This window comes from Dysgonomonas sp. GY75, assembly GCF_015234155.1.
In the GTDB taxonomy this organism is placed as follows: Bacteria; Bacteroidota; Bacteroidia; order Bacteroidales; family Dysgonomonadaceae; genus Dysgonomonas; species Dysgonomonas gadei.
The window spans coordinates 94,534-112,499 of record NZ_JADCLQ010000048.1; the positions used below are offsets into that span (position 1 = coordinate 94,534).

General features: G+C 36.6%; 12 protein-coding genes. 7 read left to right on the forward strand and 5 right to left on the reverse strand.

The features are described 5' to 3' along the window. The first annotated feature begins 497 nt into the window (after positions 1-497). Both IR083_RS18110 and IR083_RS18115 read left to right on the forward strand, forming a co-directional pair. Entirely contained in the window at positions 498-1,457 is a 960-nt protein-coding gene (locus IR083_RS18110) for a hypothetical protein (RefSeq protein WP_194225344.1), read from the forward strand. Positions 1,458-1,659: 202 nt separating this feature from the next. Beyond that, positions 1,660-2,619 (forward strand): hypothetical protein, encoded by a 960-nt coding sequence (locus tag IR083_RS18115; RefSeq protein WP_194225345.1) that lies wholly within the window; start codon positions 1,660-1,662, stop codon positions 2,617-2,619. A gap of 191 nt (positions 2,620-2,810) precedes the next feature. Here IR083_RS18115 and IR083_RS18120 read toward each other — a convergent pair whose 3' ends face one another. The 5 genes from IR083_RS18120 to IR083_RS18140 form a co-directional block, all read right to left on the reverse strand. Continuing rightward, positions 2,811-3,032 carry a winged helix-turn-helix domain-containing protein gene (locus IR083_RS18120; RefSeq protein WP_194225346.1) on the reverse strand — a complete coding sequence of 74 codons (222 nt, stop codon included), beginning with the start codon at positions 3,030-3,032 and terminating at the stop codon, positions 2,811-2,813. Between the two features lie 425 nt (positions 3,033-3,457). Next, entirely contained in the window at positions 3,458-4,867 is a 1,410-nt protein-coding gene (locus IR083_RS18125; protein WP_194225347.1) for an efflux transporter outer membrane subunit, read from the reverse strand. Between the two features lie 2 nt (positions 4,868-4,869). After that, positions 4,870-8,037: an efflux RND transporter permease subunit gene (locus IR083_RS18130; protein WP_194225348.1), complete on the reverse strand. Its 3,168-nt coding sequence runs from the start codon at positions 8,035-8,037 to the stop codon at positions 4,870-4,872. An 82-nt stretch (positions 8,038-8,119) separates the two neighbouring features. Then, complete coding sequence (locus IR083_RS18135) at positions 8,120-9,244, reverse strand: efflux RND transporter periplasmic adaptor subunit (RefSeq protein ID WP_194225349.1); 1,125 nt, start codon at positions 9,242-9,244, stop codon at positions 8,120-8,122. A 6-nt stretch (positions 9,245-9,250) separates the two neighbouring features. After that, entirely contained in the window at positions 9,251-9,709 is a 459-nt protein-coding gene (locus IR083_RS18140; protein ID WP_194225350.1) for a MarR family winged helix-turn-helix transcriptional regulator, read from the reverse strand. Positions 9,710-10,152: 443 nt separating this feature from the next. On the opposite strand from IR083_RS18140, the gene IR083_RS18145 reads away from it, so the two are divergent. The 5 genes from IR083_RS18145 to IR083_RS18165 all read left to right on the forward strand — a co-directional run bounded on the left by IR083_RS18145 (position 10,153) and on the right by IR083_RS18165 (position 17,706). Then, positions 10,153-11,022 (forward strand): sensor histidine kinase, encoded by an 870-nt coding sequence (locus tag IR083_RS18145; protein ID WP_194225351.1) that lies wholly within the window; start codon positions 10,153-10,155, stop codon positions 11,020-11,022. A gap of 23 nt (positions 11,023-11,045) precedes the next feature. Beyond that, a complete protein-coding gene (locus IR083_RS18150) occupies positions 11,046-11,774 on the forward strand; it encodes a LytR/AlgR family response regulator transcription factor (RefSeq protein ID WP_194225352.1) in 729 nt (242 codons plus the stop codon). Between the two features lie 192 nt (positions 11,775-11,966). Next, positions 11,967-13,235, forward strand: a complete 1,269-nt coding sequence (locus tag IR083_RS18155) for an MFS transporter (RefSeq protein WP_194225353.1) — start codon at positions 11,967-11,969, stop codon at positions 13,233-13,235. A 5-nt stretch (positions 13,236-13,240) separates the two neighbouring features. Beyond that, a complete protein-coding gene (locus IR083_RS18160; RefSeq protein WP_194225354.1) occupies positions 13,241-14,095 on the forward strand; it encodes an NAD(P)-dependent oxidoreductase in 855 nt (284 codons plus the stop codon). Between the two features lie 635 nt (positions 14,096-14,730). Continuing rightward, complete coding sequence (locus IR083_RS18165) at positions 14,731-17,706, forward strand: SusC/RagA family TonB-linked outer membrane protein (RefSeq protein WP_242052475.1); 2,976 nt, start codon at positions 14,731-14,733, stop codon at positions 17,704-17,706. The last annotated feature ends 260 nt before the right edge of the window (positions 17,707-17,966 follow it).

A 17,966-nucleotide genomic window follows, 5' to 3' on the forward strand; every position in this document is an offset into this window, starting at 1 on the left:
AAAATCATAAGAAACAAAGTAATTGATAAATTGACAAAACTTATCTGACATTTAATCAAGATAGTAAATTAATTCGTCTTTTCGTTTCTAACTGTCAATCGTTGACTATAGAGCAGTTCTCTATTTTAGTTTCAAAAGTATCTATTACTCTCAAATTTCATGTTCCAATTTTCATCCTTTTCCAAAATACATTTTCTTTTAAAAGAAGAACGAACTCTTTATTTTCAATATTCAGAAAAAACAGCCTAGTTATTAGTATTATTTGTAACTTCAGGAAGAACAACCACAGATTTATTTGTTATATGCAACAAACACTCCTGAGTAATAAACTAATTTTGGATAGCAAATTTTCTTTGCACTCAGTGTATTTTTATTACCCTTTACTTCACTATATCGGGAAGTATTGGATATTTTTTGTATAAATACACAAATTTAGAAATGGAATAATAGGAACCTCAATTTAATTTATATCTTTGGTATACCTATATATTATGTATATGGAAACACATGATTATAACAAGACTTTACTTGACGCAGTAAGAGCTAAACTATCCGCAGACATTAATCCAGTGTGGTTTGTTATGGATATCTTATCTATCGGAAAAGAAGCGGCTTATCGGCGTTTACGCGGAGAAGTATGTCTTAACTTACAGGAAGCAGTACTTTTATCAAAAAAATTGGGAATTTCATTAGATGAAATAACCGAAAACTATGATGAAAAAATACAGCATTTACACATGCGTCTGGCTGAATTTGAGAATCCCGATGAAAGAGATTACCACATCCTCCGGGAATATATAGATCTGCTTTTAAGTTCTAGCATGGATACCTTTTCTCATATAACTATATCCACTAATACTTTTCCACAACAGATCTATTTGGGTTATAAGAGTTTGCTGAACTTCTTTCTGTTCAAATGGATTTACCATAACAAATCCGGACGGGGAAAAGCATATCACCAAGTGAAGATACCCAACCGAATGCAACAGATTTTCGATGATTCGCTGCATGCCTACCGACAATTCGCTTCCACCTGTTTTATTTTTGATAAACAAATCGGACAATCCTTAGTTACAGATCTGAAACATTTCGTCTCTATAGGATTAATAAGAGAAGAAGATAAAGAAAACATCCGCAGAGAGGCGTATATAATGCTTAATTATATGGAGCAGATCTGCATTAATGGAGTATATGAAAACGGAAATAAAGTCCAGATATACATATCAGATATAAGCTTCGAACGGTCTTATTATAACCTCAAAATCCATGAAAATTATCTTAGTATCATTGAAGCCTGTATTCTCAACGGCGTAGCTTCTTCAAATAAAATCAGTTATCTAAAAATGGAAGAGTGGATCGATTCCCGACGCAGGCTTTCTACTTTGATTACCCAAAGTGGAGAATTCCAACGTATTGAGTTTTTCTCCTCGCTGCGTAAGCTATTAGATGAGTTGTGATTTATGCCTTTGCTCCAAAAACCTCTTATTTCATATTATTATTCTACACATTATCGAAGAATTCTATATGATAATTTATAGTTCCTATATTATCTACATGTTAGCAGATATGGTGTACTAAGGGGTTAAAAGTGTTTTTTGTTTTGGAATACTTTCCGCTACAAGATTTATTTTCTAATACTATTTGTAACAAAATTCAAGTATGAAAACATATAATTATGACAAGGCCTTACTCAACGCTGTCAAAGCTCGGATTCCATCAGAAGTCAATCCTGTATTTATTATCATGAATGTGCTGTCCATAGGCAAGGAAGCGGCTTATCGTCGCCTGCGCGGGGAAGTGTCGTTTACCTTAAAGGAAGCTGCCATGTTGGCTAATGAACTGGATTTTTCGCTTGGTGAAGTAGTAAATACATCTCCTGACAAAAGATTTAATTACAGTATACACTTAGTCGATTTCGAAACACCCAGTCCTAAAGATTATAAGATTTTAGAGGCCTACTTAGATGATGTCCGCCAAGGTAGCAAAGACCCTTTTTCCCAGTTAGCCATCACGTCGAATAGATTCCCTCAACAATTGTACCTACGCTATAAGAATATTACCCGGTTCGCCCTTTTCAAATGGATATATGAAAGTGGATTACGGGAAGCCAAAGCCTATCATGATGTAAAAATTGAAGAACGTATGCAAGAGATTTTCCGGGCTTCACGAGAAGCCCACATGCAGATACAAAACGCCTATTATGTCTTCGACAGGCAGCTCTGCTGGGCACTGACTCATGAGCTGAAGTACTTCGTCTCCATAAAATTATTAAGAGAATGCGACGCAAAAATTATCCTGGGGGAAGTTCACAAACTCCTGGATTATATGGAACAGCTTTCAATCACCGGCAAATATGAAAATGGTAATGATGTACATATGTATGTTTCAAACACGCAGTTTGACAAGGCATTCTATAATTTAAAGGTTGGTCAGTATCATCTCAGTGTTATCCAAGCTTGCGTGTTAAATGGTCTGGCCAGCACAGAGAAAAGTTGCTATTATGAAATGAATAGCTGGATTCATTCTCGCCGACGCATTTCAACTCTAATTTCCTGTAGTGGAGAGCCTGAGCGTATTGTATTCTTTAAGGATTTACATCAGCAATTGGACGAATTCTAATATATTAGTATAGCCAATAAAAGAAACCAAGAAGAAAATGCCTAAATTAATAAAGCAATTCCTTCTTGGAATCAGAACTAAAAAACTATTAAAACCCTTTAATTTTTATATTAGTGTATTACAATTATTATTCAGATAATAATTGTATTGTTTATTAATAATTAGAGGATGGATTCAACTGTTCATTTATATTAATAATATATTTCCGTTATAGTATTTCTTGATTCAAAATATAAAGTTCCGGATTTATCTTCGATATTGATTTTATCTTCCTTAACCAGATACCCTATAGACATAAATATAATAGCATCTCTGCAGTGAGTATGTTCTCCAATCTGCCTAATAGTCATTTGTCCTCTTTCACATAAGAGCTCCCAGATGTTTTCAGCATTACTTCTGATGAAATTTTCCATTTGTTCTTGAGTTATATACATAATATGTATAGTTGAAATGTCTTTACTGTATTTTATATTTCTAGAACAACGAGAGGATAGTTTATAGTAGGAAATCCTTATTGCTATTCTTTCTGATTTCCTTACTACAAAACTAGCCTATTATTGTCCACCGGCCGTTTCAATACGCATTTATTGTGAAATATCTTTTTCGCATCACGAAAATCGGTAAAAAAGGCATGTCTGTTTTTGATATTATGGATAAATTCATTACTGCAAGAGAAAAACCGGTTGAAAAGAAATTGAGACACTTCGAGACACAGAGGAGTTACACTATACAGCTATTCCCCAAAACTAGAGAGCCCGGGAAAGAATCCCGCAAAATTTCTTCGCAGGATTTCTAAAAATAACATTAACAATACAAACCACACACAAATGATCACAATTTATTCAGTTCCTCCTCCTAATGCCTTATATAAAACTACGGTACATTGTAATTGCTCCAGCTTATCATTAACTTGACTTATCAAAGCGGATAAAAGATTTTGTTTGGCAGTAAGCACCTCTGTATAATTTGCATCCCCTGCTTTCAAGAGCTCTTGAGTGAAATAAACAGATCGTTGGCCGGTTTCGACTTGTAACTCTCTTACTTTTTGTTTTTTCAGTAAAGATTCGAAAGTATATAAAACATCCGTAACTTCCTGTGCGGCAATCAAAACTGTTTGTTCAAAGATTAACAAAGCTTCTTGTTGTTGCGCTTTGGCTATCTTCAGGCTTCCAACCAGTTGCTTTCTCGCAAAAAGAGGCTGTGTCAAACCCCCGATTATATTTGCGAAAATATTTCCAGGATTGAAAAAATTAGATAATGTATTATTAGTAGCATAACCTATCGATGATGAACTGAGGGTTAGAGACGGATAAAAGCTTGCTTGCGCAGCATTGGTAAGTTCAAAGGCTGAGCGGAAAGATAACTCTGCTTGTTGTACATCCGGACGCTTTGCCAGCATTTGAACCGGAACCCCATATTGTAATCTGCTAGGATATTGCTGGTTATATATACTTGACCGTTCTATTTTCTCAGGTTTCCTACCAAGTAAAGTATTGATCGAGTTTTCCATTTGTCTGATTTGACTTTCCAAATCAGGAATAGAGGCCTGTGTACTGTATAAAAGGAATTTGCTTTGCTCTACTGCGGCACCATTTTGCAATCCGGCCTTTTTAAGAGCTTCCATCGTTTCTACATTTTCTTCTAAAAGATCCACTGTTTCTTTTATAATAGCAAGTTGTTCATCTAAAGCAAGTAAGGAGTAATATGACAAGGCTACATTCGCAATCAATGATGTCTGAATCAGATCCTTATAAGCATAGCTATTCAAAAATTGAGCATATTTCGATCTGGATTGCCTGTTAAGTTTTCCCCAGATATCCAGTTCCCAACTTACCGATACACCTAAAGAATAGTCTGTAGAATGGTAACCGAGTACCTTTTCGCCATTACTCCCGTTACTGAAGCGGGATTGGTCTACTTGTCCGGCTAACGATATGTCGGGGAAATATGCTGCTTTAGCCATACTCAGGTTCGCTTCGGCTTGTTGTATGCGGGTATAGGCTATCTGTAAATCATGGTTTTTTTTTATTCCTTCATCTATCAAAAGGATCAAAAACGAATCTGTAAAATATTCTTTCCATGGAATACCGGTTATGGTAGTTGTATCGGAAGACGTCATTTCTCCGTATAAATTATCACTATCTATTTCAGGAACTTTGTATTTATTCATTACCTGACAGGCTGGAAGACCTGTCAGGATTATAAATCCTAATAAAGTAATATTCTTTATATATTTATATCTACTCATAATTATTCCCTGTTTTGTTGTGCAATAAATTCATCGTTTGAATTTACTATGCCCGATTTGCTAAACCTGTCTTGAATAGTTTGAAATATAATATAAAGAGAAGGTATTACCAGCACCCCGATGAGAGTACCAATGAGCATACCTCCGATAGCACTGATACCTATCGAGCGATTGCCGATTGCTCCTGCACCTGAGGACACAGCCAATGGTAAAAGTCCGAAAATGAAGGCAAAAGAAGTCATTAATATAGGGCGTAAACGGGCTTCAGCTCCATTTATAGCTGCATCTACAATACTCATTCCCTGTTGGCGACGCTGAATAGCGTATTCGACAATCAGTATCGCATTTTTTGCCAATAATCCGATTAACATAATAAGGGAAATCTGTACATAAATATTGTTCGTTATTCCCTGACTCAATCCGAATACAGAGAGGAAGATGAATACACCCGATAATCCCACGGGCAGAGAAAAGATTACAGCCAAAGGCAATATATAACTCTCGTACAACGCGGCTAATAACAGGTAAACAAAGATTAAGCACAGTCCGAATATCAATATTGTCTGGCTACCGGCATTTGCTTCCTCTCGTGTCATATCCGAATATTCGTAGCTGTATCCTGTTGGCAGGCTTTGCTCTTTCACTTCTTCAATAGCTTTGATGACATCGCCGGTACTGTATCCTGCCGAATAATCCGGTATAACCGTTAGTTCCATAGAAGAATACAGGTTAAAACGCGTACGGGTTTCCGGACCGGCAATGTCACTTACCGTCAGAAAACTTGTTACCGGAGCCATCTCCCCGCTTGCTGTTTTCACAAATATTCCGTCCAGATCATCAAGTTTGGACCTATATTCGGGTGCCGCCTGCACCATTACCCTGTACTGCTTCCCATATAGGTTAAAGTTTGATATATATTGGCTGCCTATATATGCCTGTAATGTACCCATCACATCATTTAGCGTGATGCCTGCATCCTTGATTTTAGCCATATTGACGTCCAATTGTTTTTGAGGAAAATTAGGGTTAAAGGTGGTCATTGCCATCATTACCTCTTTCCTCCGATTCATTTCTTCAATAAAATCATTCGTAACATTATAAAATTCATATATATCCCCTCCCGTGCGGTCTTGCAGATTTACGGTTACCCCGTTACTCAAACCAAATCCCTGAATAGTAGGTGTACCGAAAAACATAAAAGTAGCATTCTCTATAAAACTTGTTTTCTGTGTTAGTATTGCAGCAACTTCATTTACTGTTATTTTCCGGTTGTCCCAATGAGTTATACTTAACATAACCGATCCATACGAACTGGCATTACCACTCATGAAACTTATCCCGGTAAGACCTCCTAAATGTTCAATTTCAGGGATTTCACTCGCTATCTCCAGAACTGCATTTACAACCGAATCCGTCCTTTCCAAGGAAGATCCGGGAGGTAATGTTATGCTCCCCATAAGTCTTCCGCTATCTTCTTGTGGTACAAATCCGGTAGGCATTATTTTCATCAGACTGAACAAAATACAGGTACAAACCAAAATGATCGTAACAGTAATCCATCGGTGTCCCTTTTCCCCCAGAAAAACAAGTGTTTTTCTATATTTTGCAGTTGATATATTAAATCCGATATTGAAGAAATAATAGAAGCGTCTGATAAAACCACCTTTTGGGGAAGTTTCATCATTTGGCTTTAGAAATAATGCACACAATGCAGGACTTAACGTCAATGCATTAACAGCGGAAATACTAATCGCGATAGCTAATGTCAGCCCAAACTGTTTATAGAAAATGCCGCTTGTCCCCCCGATAAAGCTAACAGGAATAAATACCGAAGCCATAACCAAAGTAATAGAGATAATAGCGGGAGCTATCTCCCCCATTGCTTTAATCGCCGCATCTTTTGGGTCTTTTATCCTATTTTCGAGTTCAGCATGCACTGCTTCTACAACAACAATGGCGTCATCAACAACAATCCCGATAGCTAACAAAAGTGCGAACAAAGTAAGCAGGTTGATGGAAAACCCCATCAACCATAGGAAGAAAAATGTTCCTATAATAGCTACAGGAACAGCTATAGCCGGAATAATAGTAGAGCGTAAATCCTGAAGAAATATAAAGACAACTAAGAAGACCAGTAAGAAGGCCTCGATTAAAGTTGTAATAACTTTACTAATTGACGCATTCAAGAAATCACTGATATCAACTAAATAAGTTAATTTCAATCCCGGCGGGAATTCTGATATGGCTTTTTCTAATTCTACTTTTACGTTTGTAAGTACTTCCTGGGCATTCGAGCCGGGTGTTTGGTTTATACGTATCATTACTGCCGGATTACCATCTGTTGATGTAGACGTATTGTATTGTAATCCACCCAGTTCTACCGTAGCTACATCACTTAGAAGAACTATCCGGCCTTCATTTGAACGAACGATTACATTCTCAAATTCATTTACAGAGGAGAGTCGCCCTGTATATTTGAGTGTATACTGGAATGCCTGATTACTATTTTCGCCCAATTGTCCGGGGGCCGCTTCTATATTTTGGTCGCTTAAAGCGCTGATCAGTTCATCTGTCGATATTTTATAGGAAGCCATTATATCCGGTTTCAGCCAGATACGCATAGAATATTCCCTCGACCCGTAAGCAGAGACATTTCCTACACCATAAACACGTTTTATCTGAGGTATGATATTGATGCTGGCATAGTTTTCTATAAACGTAGCATCATATACCGGATTTTCAGATGAAAGTGACATCATCAGTATATTGCTGGTTTGTTGTTTTCTCACCGTTACCCCAGTTTGGATTACTTCGGCCGGAAGTTGCGATGATGCCTGATTTGTCAGATTCTGAACGTTTACACTTGCCATATCAGGATTTATCCCTTGTTTGAAATAAACCGTTATATTAGCGGAACCAGTCTCGGCCGAAGATGTCATATAGGTCATTCCTTCCACTCCGTTGATGGCTTCTTCTAATGGAATAATAACACTATTCATAATCACATCAGCATTTGCACCGCTGTAAGTTGCCTCAACCCTTACCGTAGGAGGCGCAATATCAGGATATTGTTCTATCGGCAGCATGTTGAGTCCGATCATACCCAAAACAACTATAATGATGGATATTACAGTGGATAATACAGGACGTTCTATAAATGTTTTCAACATATCTTCATGCTTTTATAGTTGTTAAACCTCAGATATCCTGTCAAACAGAATATATAATCTATACCTTTTGACCATTATTTGATTAATAAGAAGCTGTCAAGCTTTCCTTAATCAATATCTTCATTCCGTTTCGAAGTGTTGCTATTCCATCGTACACGATTGTATCACCATCAGATAATCCATTTGTTACTGCGTAATTCTGTCCATCCGGTGTAGACTGAACAGATATAACCTGCTGTTTTACTGAATCATTTTCCAGTTTATAAACCAATACTTTATCCTGCTGGCTGAATGTCGCTTTTTGTGGTATTATAAAAATGTCATTAAGCGTTTTTGGTATAACTATTTTTCCGCTTGTCCCACTCCTCAATTTTCCTGATTTGTTAGGAAATTCTGCTCGAAAATTAGCTGTACCGGTGGTTATATCTACCGTTCCTGTTATAGTTTCTATTCTCCCTTTTTCGCTATATTCGGAATCATCGGATAAGATTAATGTGACAGGAGGTATATTTTTTATTTTCTCAGACTGGGTATTACCCTCCACTCCTTTAAGGAAATCCATCAATTTACGTTCATTTAATGAAAAATAAGCATATACATTTCCGGTATTAGCTATCGCCGTTAAAATATTATTACTATTAACCAAGCTTCCTTTGCGATAAGGGATAGCGCTAACGACTCCATCTACAGGACTGGTAACTGTCACCCAACTGATTGTAGCCTGAGCATTTTTCAGGGTCGCTTTAGCTTGCTCCAAAGTGGCTAATGCCGTTTCGTAAGCATTTTCATATGTCTGTAATTGTACCTCACTTACAATTTCTTTTTCTGCCAAAGGGCGATAGCGGTTAACATTTACCTTAGCCGTATTGACCTGGGCTTTAGCACTGTTAACAGAAGCTTCGGCCGAAGTCAATGCGTGTTCTGATGAGGGAGAGTTTATTTTGAATAATAGCTGTCCGGCCTTAACCACAGAACCTTCATCTACATATATCGCTTCAATAAATCCATCCACACGGGGTTTTATTTCTATATCTTCCTGCCCTCTGATCGTGGCCGGATATACAGATTGCATACTGGCATGCTGTCTGTTCAAAACCATCACAGGATACTTAAGAGCCTTTCCACTCTGGTCTGATCTATTACTGTTTCCACATGAAGCAAAAATCAAGAAAAAAATTGCTCCGCTAAATATTATTTTTATTTTCATTGTTATCTAATTGTTAAACTTATTCAGTTCCCGGGATAATGATATCAGTTGAATTGTAAGCATCTCTTTATCAATGCTATGATAAATATTATCACAGCAATTCGCCATTTTGATAGATGCTATTTTGTAGAGATCTTTGCCGCTGTCTGTAAGTCCAATGTATATCGCACGAGTATTGATTCTTCCCCGGGCGCGCGTAATTATGCACCCTTTTTCCAAATTGCGGAGGATAGTAGAAGTCGTCACGGGATCAATCCCCGTTTCTTTTGACAAGTTTATCTGTATAATATCCCTCCCTGAGGCACTTAGGTCATATAGTGCGGTCAGTATCTCAAACTGGGAACCTGTCAGTCCAAATTCACCTAATATCTGTTTTTTACTTCTTAACCATAGTTTGAGAACGTGACTGATCAAAGCATCGATATTTATATTTTTCATGCTGGCTATAGCCCTATTCCTTTCCATATCTTATAAATTACGTATATAAATATTTTTATTTTCAAAAAATGAAATTATGGACTATTCCTGCATCTTTAAAAAAAAATCAATGAACAGAATAGTTTTCTATACGAAACACTTATAAAGATTCAATTGTATAGTTTTACAAAAAAACAGGAATATCACCATTTATTAGAGATTCAAATACGTTAATAGGCATTATCAGGTCGTTGATTGAATAAATTTGTTTCCCCATTATTATCGCTACTATCTTTATACTGAGTTTTATAAGCAGATATTGATTTATGAACAGAATATTAAATCATATACAATCTTCAAAAAGGCTTCAATATATAATTGTTTGGTCTATTATATTTTTCATATCATTTGCACAAATGATATGGGCAGGGATAGTATTAGCTATGTTTATAACTTTTATAACATTTGTAAGCCTTCTGACAATCTATTTCATGACACAGGTAATATTTGTTCCTATATTATTAATGAAAAGAAAAAGATATGGATATATCTTTTTTTCATCTATTCTACTTGTTTCACTAGCTTACATTTGTAGTGGGTTAGAAATCTATATATTTCAATATTTTGAAGTAGAATCCAAAGATGGGTCTCATTTTGTTTTTGCTCTGGTAAAATTTCTGGCTTTATTTATCCTGACATTTGCAGCATCAAACATCATTTTATTCTCTAAGAAAACGACAAAAGACAAAAAACAGAAAGAAAAGCTTCTTTTAGAAAAAAGGATATTGGAAACAAGAGTTCTAAAATCTCAAATTAACTCTCATTTTATTTTCAATGCCCTGAATAATATTTATTCAATGGTTTATTTTAAAGATGAATATACATCGTGCTATATATTAAAATTAGCACAGATGATGCGTTATGTGATGGAAGATTGTGATACGGAATTCACTCCGTTGGCAAAGGAAATCGAGTATATAGGAAACTATATTGATTTTCAGAAATTAAGACTTGAGGATGATCAGAATATTGTTTTCACTTGTAACATAAAAGATAATGTCAATATATCAGTCCCCCCTATGCTTTTCCAGCCTTTTGTAGAAAATTGTTTTAAATATGCTCCTCTCGAAGTCGATCAAAAAGGTTATGTGCATATCGATCTGGAAGTAAATAATCATCAAATAAGGTTTACATCGAAAAATAACCAGCCTTTTCTTAAAAACAATACATTAACAGAAAGAATCGGAATAGGTATTAAAAATGTAAAAAGACGATTGTTTCTCTATTATGGAGATAATTACTCCATGGATATTTCAGATTGTACTGAATACTTTAAGGTCGAATTATTAATACGCTTATAAAATATAATGAAATAAAATTAATTATGGCCGAGGCTTTGAAAGTACTTGTGGTAGATGATGAGTTTCACACCCGGAAATTGTTATCTGAGTATATATCAAAGTTATCTTTCCTTGAAATAGCAGGAAGCAGTTTTAATATATTTGAAGCGATGAATGTAATCCGTGAAGAAAAGATAGATATATTATTATTAGACATTCAGATGCCCGAAATATCAGGACTGGACTTTGCCCGGAGCTTAAAAGATCCTCCCTCGATTATATTTACGACTGCATATTCGAAATACGCAGTTGAAAGCTATGAACTGAATGTAGTCGACTATTTATTAAAACCTATTGCTTTTCCACGCTTTTTGCAAGCAATAAATAAAGTTATTGAGAAAAGGAATAGAATGAATATATTTCCGTCTACCCCAATTTATTCACCGGCCGAAGGAATAGCGGATAATAGTATAGCAGTGAAAAGCGGTCATAGGTATTATAAAATAAATTATGCAGACCTGTTGTTTATAGAAGGTCAAATGGAATATGTCACTTTTCATACAGCGAAAGAAAAAATCATGGTTCTTGCTTCATTGAAAAGCTTAGAGGAAAGGCTACCCGCGAATCAATTTATAAGAATACATAAATCATATATTGTATCGGTCAAACACCTAAAGCTAATTGATAAGAATCTTCTTCATATTGCAGGAAAAGAACTACCTATAGGAAGGAGTTTCAAAGAAGAACTTCTAAGACGATTAGAGAAAATGTAGAGCATAAAATAAATATTTCCCTAACAGTTTTATATAAGTAACTGTTTCGGGATACTTCATTTTGGAGAATGAGACGTATTCTCCTAATCAACCTGCTTAAGTGTATACAATTTATATTTTAGATTATATATACCCGTAAACTATATATGTTATTTATCTAAGCTATATAATAATGTATAAACTGATATTTAAATGAAAAAGCTGTTAACAAGTGTCTATTTCGGCTATTATGTCGTTCTGACAAGTTTTTTGATGTTGGCTGTGCGAGCCGGAGTCGGTATGCAGACATTAGGATTCATAATAGAACCTATGCAAAATGAGATGAAATGGAGTACAACAGGCATTACTTTCAGCCTGACATTCCAGTTAATAATCGCAGCAGTTTTGGCTCCGTATATAGGGAAAAGACTGGATGTTTTCGGTGCAAGAAACATACTGACTACCGGTTTGGTTGCAAACGGCGTCATGCTTGTATTGATGGCCTATGTTCAACAATTGTGGCAACTGACTCTAATTATCGGACTTTTGGGAGGTATCTCGCAGGCATGTATAGGCAACTCTCTGGTTATGCCGTTTATATCTAAATGGTTTCATAAAAACCGCGGAACAATGATGGGTATCGTATCTTCGGGAGCAAATCTGGGAGCAGCCATCCTTGCTCCGGTAGTTGTATTATTAATGGATAGTACGAATAACTGGCGTTCGACCTGGTTCCTGATCGGATGGCTACCGATTATCATCTCTCCTTTTATCTACTTTATTTTAAGGCAAAATTCAAAAACGGAGAAGGAGAGTACAGACAAGTTTACTTCTTCAACACTTCTTCCATTACAAAAAAAATCTCCGGAAATCTCTTTTACAGTGAAAGAGACTTTGAGGACGCCTGTCTTCTGGCTGCTTATCATTGCGTGGAACCTTGCCGATTTTGTTATGAAAGGAGCATTACTTAACCGAATCCCGTTCTCTTTAGAGATGGGATATGAAATTACAGATGCCGCGGGTATTGTTGTCGTATACGGCATTATGGCTATTATAGGAAAGATAGGCGCAGGATGGTTTTCGGATCGTATTTCACCCAATATACTGGCTGCTATTCTGAGCTTGTTTCAAACTTTAGGCTTAATCATCTTTATTTACGGAGCAAATAAGACTGTCCTATATTTAGCTTATTCTATCATAAGCGGATTAAGCAGCGGCGGTATTATTGCCCTTATGCCCATTATTCTGGCCAAATACTACGGGAGTAAATTTCAAGGAGCCATAAGTGGCATTACCAATCCTTTACTATTGTTTGCCGCTTTGGGAGGGCCACTGTCTGCGTCAGTAATACAGGACATTACGGGAAGTTACAAAAATGGCTTTATCCTATATATAATCCTTTCCGTTGCTACTATTATCTTATTTGTCTGTTTAAAAAGACCAGGATATTCCGGTCATCATTATAAATCTGAAAAAGTATAAAAGAAATGAAAACGATTGCAATTTTATATCCGGGAGAGATGGGATCTGCTATAGCATGCTGCTTAATAGAGAATGGATACCACGTAGTTACTTATCTGGAAGGCCGCAGTGAGCAGACTATACATAATGCAGCGAAATACTATCTCCGAAATATGGAATCTTTGTCCGAATTGATATCCTTGGCAGATCTGGTTATTTCAATTGTACCACCGCATGCTGTCATACCCGTGGCAGAACAACATATCCGGGCCGTTATGGAAGCAGGTATAAAGACGCCGTTTATTGATATGAATGCCAAATCGTTAGAAACAGCTCAAGTCATTGCAGCCAAAATGGACTTGGCGCAAATCCCATTTACAAATGCATGTATCATTGGAGAGTCTCAAAGAGTACAGGAAACCGGACATATTTATACAAGCGGAGCAAGATCGAAACTTCTTTCTGTAATATTGGAAGGTTCCATATTAGAAACCTATCTGGGAGATCAGGTAGTGAAGGCTACACAGATGAAAATGTGCTTCACCGGCTTTAATAAAATAATTACCGCATCCATTTTTGAAATGGCATTAGCAGCTAATCACTACGGGCTTTTCGATACTCTTTTTGGGGAAATAAATACGAAATTACCTGGAATCATGTCTGAACTGGGGAGGCTTATACCCTCATACTCCAAACATATAAAACGTCGTACGGAAGAAATGGAAGAACTCTCCAAAATGCTCTCTGCATCGGGGACACAATCCTATATGGCCGAAGCCAGCGCAAAAACATATGCCGAAATCGTTTCGAAAGAGTACTTAAAAAAGGAAAAAGTGTCCACTGCTGACAATGCCTGGGATTTTTTGAAATTATTGCACTGAGTGGTTTTAACCACTATTGTGTGATTAATTCAATTCATAAGAAAAAAGAATTCGCCTATATTTCTTTTGCTTAGATTTTATGCAACATAGTCAGTTATCACAAAAATTAGAAAAAAGAATTCTTTCCCAATAATAAATCCCGTATATTGAATATTTACAATTCTCTTTTTTGATAAAGGGTAAAAGTATTGCAAAAGAAACGTATATCGGAACATACAAGAATAAAAGGAAGTCTACTTTTACAGCATTAACGACCTCATCTATAGATGTAAATAACAAAATCCTAAATTGTAAAAAAGAGCTTTTCGAATACGTCTTATTATATGTCGGCCATGTGCGCCTAGTCTATTCGGTACTTTATAAGCCCAACCCGCAGGCCATTATATAATCAAAACTTCAAAAGATAACAGCCCATGAAAAACAAGGTCAATATCGAGTTACAAAGGGATGTTTTAACACATTACCCCTTATTTAGAATAAAGCTTTTATTAACATTAAACTATGGTATTTCTATGAGACAATTCATTAAAAAAGAACATCTATTTACTAAGCATGTAAATATCTTTCTTCCGAGAGTTATTTTGCTTCTTAGTAGCTTCTTACTCATCAGCACTCTTAGTACTTATGCTCAAACCATGTCTATTTCGGGAACAATAGTAGATACTGCAGACGAAGTACTGATCGGAGTAAGTGTACGTGTACAAGATACTCAAACCGGGACTGTTACAGACATAGATGGAAAATACACTATCTCTGCAAACATTGGTAACGTCTTGGTATTCTCTTATGTAGGGATGAAAACTCAACAGGTGACAGTGGATTCACTAAGTGTAATCAATATTGTGATGGAAGAAGAATCAAACCTTCTGGCGGAAACTATTGTTATAGGTTATGGTACAGCTAAAAAACGTGACCTCACCGGTACCATTGCAAGTATAAGAGCCGAAGATATTGAAAATCGTCCTTCTTCCAACCCTCTGGCTTCTTTACAAGGTAAGGTTGCCGGTGTACAGGTAGTTAACACTGGTATAGCCGGACAAGAGCCTGAAATCCGTATTCGCGGGACAAATTCTATCAATGGCTATAAACCCTTATATGTTGTTGATGGATTATTCAATGATAATATCAATTTCCTGAATCCTGCCGATATAGAGTCGATGGAAATTCTTAAAGATCCTTCTTCTCTCGCTATATTCGGAGTTCGTGGTGCAAATGGAGTTATTATTGTAACAACGAAAAAAGCTACGGAAGGCCAAACTTTGGTTAATATTAATACTTCATTTGGTTTTAAAACAGTTGTTGACAAAATTAAAATGGCCAACAGTACGCAGTTTAGAGAACTTTATCCTGAACAGCTGCAAAACACGTATGAAAGTACAGGTACGTTGGAAGAATTTGATTTTACAAACTGGACTGCCGATACAGACTGGCAAAATGAAATTTTCCAAACAGGTTTCATTACAAATAATAATATAAGTATCTCCTCTTCTACTGAAAAGAACAAGTTCTATATAGGTATAGGTTATACATCGGAGGAGGGTAACCTTAAATATGAGGAATACAATAAAGTTACAATAAATTTGAGTAGTGATTATAATATCACTAAAGATCTACGTGTGGGATTCCAATTTAATGGAGCCCGCTCAACTCCGCTTAACACGGAATTGTCCCTTTATCAGGATGCTGTTAAAAATGCGTTGTATTCAGCACCAATAGCAACACCGTATAACGAAATAGAAGGGTTGTTTAATACTCTGCCTATTTTCCAAAAAAGCCAGATATCCAATCCTATGTCTATTGTTGAATTACAAAAGAACACGAATAAAGTAATTGATTACAGGGCTTCAGGTAATGTATATGGAGATCTCACTTTCTTGAAAAACTTCAATTTCAAGATAATATACTCGCTGGATTACAGGTCTTATGACAGTAGACTTTATACTCCGATAAGAACCCTGTTTGATGTAGACATTCAGCAACCGTATGTAATGGGTGACGGCAGAACTGCCGTAGAGCAAACTAAATTGAACGAGACAAAAGTTCAAAGTGATTATGTACTGACATATACCAATAGTTTCAACGGTCATAATATAACCGGAACGGCTGGTTTTACAACATATTACAACAGCTTGTCGAGCCTTACTGCAAGACGCGGTCAAGGTAACGGATTACCAATAGCAAATGATCCGGATAAATGGTTCGTAAGTATAGGTGACGCAGATGCATCTACTACAGGTAGTACACAATGGGAACGCGCTACTGTATCATTCCTTGTTCGCGGATTATATAACTATAAAAGTAAATACTTGCTGAATGCTTCGTTCCGTCGCGACGGTTCTTCTGCGTTTTTCTATACAGGTAATGAGTGGCAGAACTTCTATTCGGTCGGGGCCGGATGGGTCATGACTGAAGAAGACTTCATGAGCGATTATACTTTTCTCGATTATTTGAAACTAAAGGGATCATGGGGAACATTGGGTAATCAGAATATGGATAGAGTTTATCCTGCCGAACCAATTCTAACAAATACGACATCGGCTGTGTTTGGAGATAATATTATACCGGGCTATTCTTTAGAATATCTACCGAATCCGGACCTTAAATGGGAAAAAATTGAAGCATGGGAAGTTGGTCTTGAGGCTTATTTCCTCAAGAACAGATTGAATTTCGAAGGAGTCTATTACAAAAAGAATACAAAAGATCTTTTGGCAGAAGTTCCCGGAATCACAGGTACTACCCCTGGTTTGGGAAACTTAGGCGAGATCGAAAACAAAGGTATAGAACTATCGCTCTCTTGGAACGATAAAATAGGCCCCGACTGGAGATATGGAATCAGTGCAAACCTTACAACTATCAAAAATAAAGTAATATCTCTTGTACAAGATGGTTATACAATCACCGACGGGACCTCTGGGCTTCCTTTGATGTCTTATGTTCAGGCCGGTTATCCTATCGGATATTTCTATGGTTATAAAGTAGAAGGCATATATCAGAATCAGACAGAAATTGACAATTCTCCCCAAAATACACTTGTTACAGTAAAACCCGGAGATGTGAAATTTGTGGATGTAGATGGTGATGGTAGAATTACTACAGCCGACCGTACCATGATAGGCAACCCCACCCCTGACTTTACCTATGGATTTACACTTAATCTCGGATACAAGAACTTCGATCTGTCTGTGGACTTAATGGGTGTGCAGGGTAACGAAATATATCGGACATGGAATATTTTCGAATGGTCTCAATTCAACTATCTCGAAGGTGCAATGGATAGATGGCATGGCGAAGGAACTTCAAATACACATCCGATATTGGATAAGAGTCGGTCTATCAATGGAAAAGATTATCCATCTGAATTATTTATCGAAGATGGCAGCTTTCTACGAATCAGAAACTTACAGATAGGTTATACATTTAGCCCACAACTCCTTCAGAAGTTAAGAATGAAATCCCTTAGGGTATATGCAAATATACAGAATCTTAAAACATGGAAGAGCAATACAGGATATACACCGGAAATGGGGGGCTCTGCCACGGCATTTGGCATAGATTCCAATCCATATCCAATACCTGCTATCTATACATTCGGTCTAAATCTTACATTTTAATAAAACAGATAAACAATTATGAAACCCCCATGACGTAAAAAAGACGCCAAAGATAATGTAAAAGTTAGCAAAGGCCCTTAGCTTTGGTTATAACCAACTAAAGATTAAGACTATGGAACAGATTACATTTACCCAGGTCGTATCCAGGGGATGCGGCATAGACGTACACAAGAAAGTAGTAGTAGCCACCGTGGATGGCGAAGGCATAAAGAAAACCACACGAGAGTTCTCTACTTTCACGAGTTCTTTGACAGAATTGA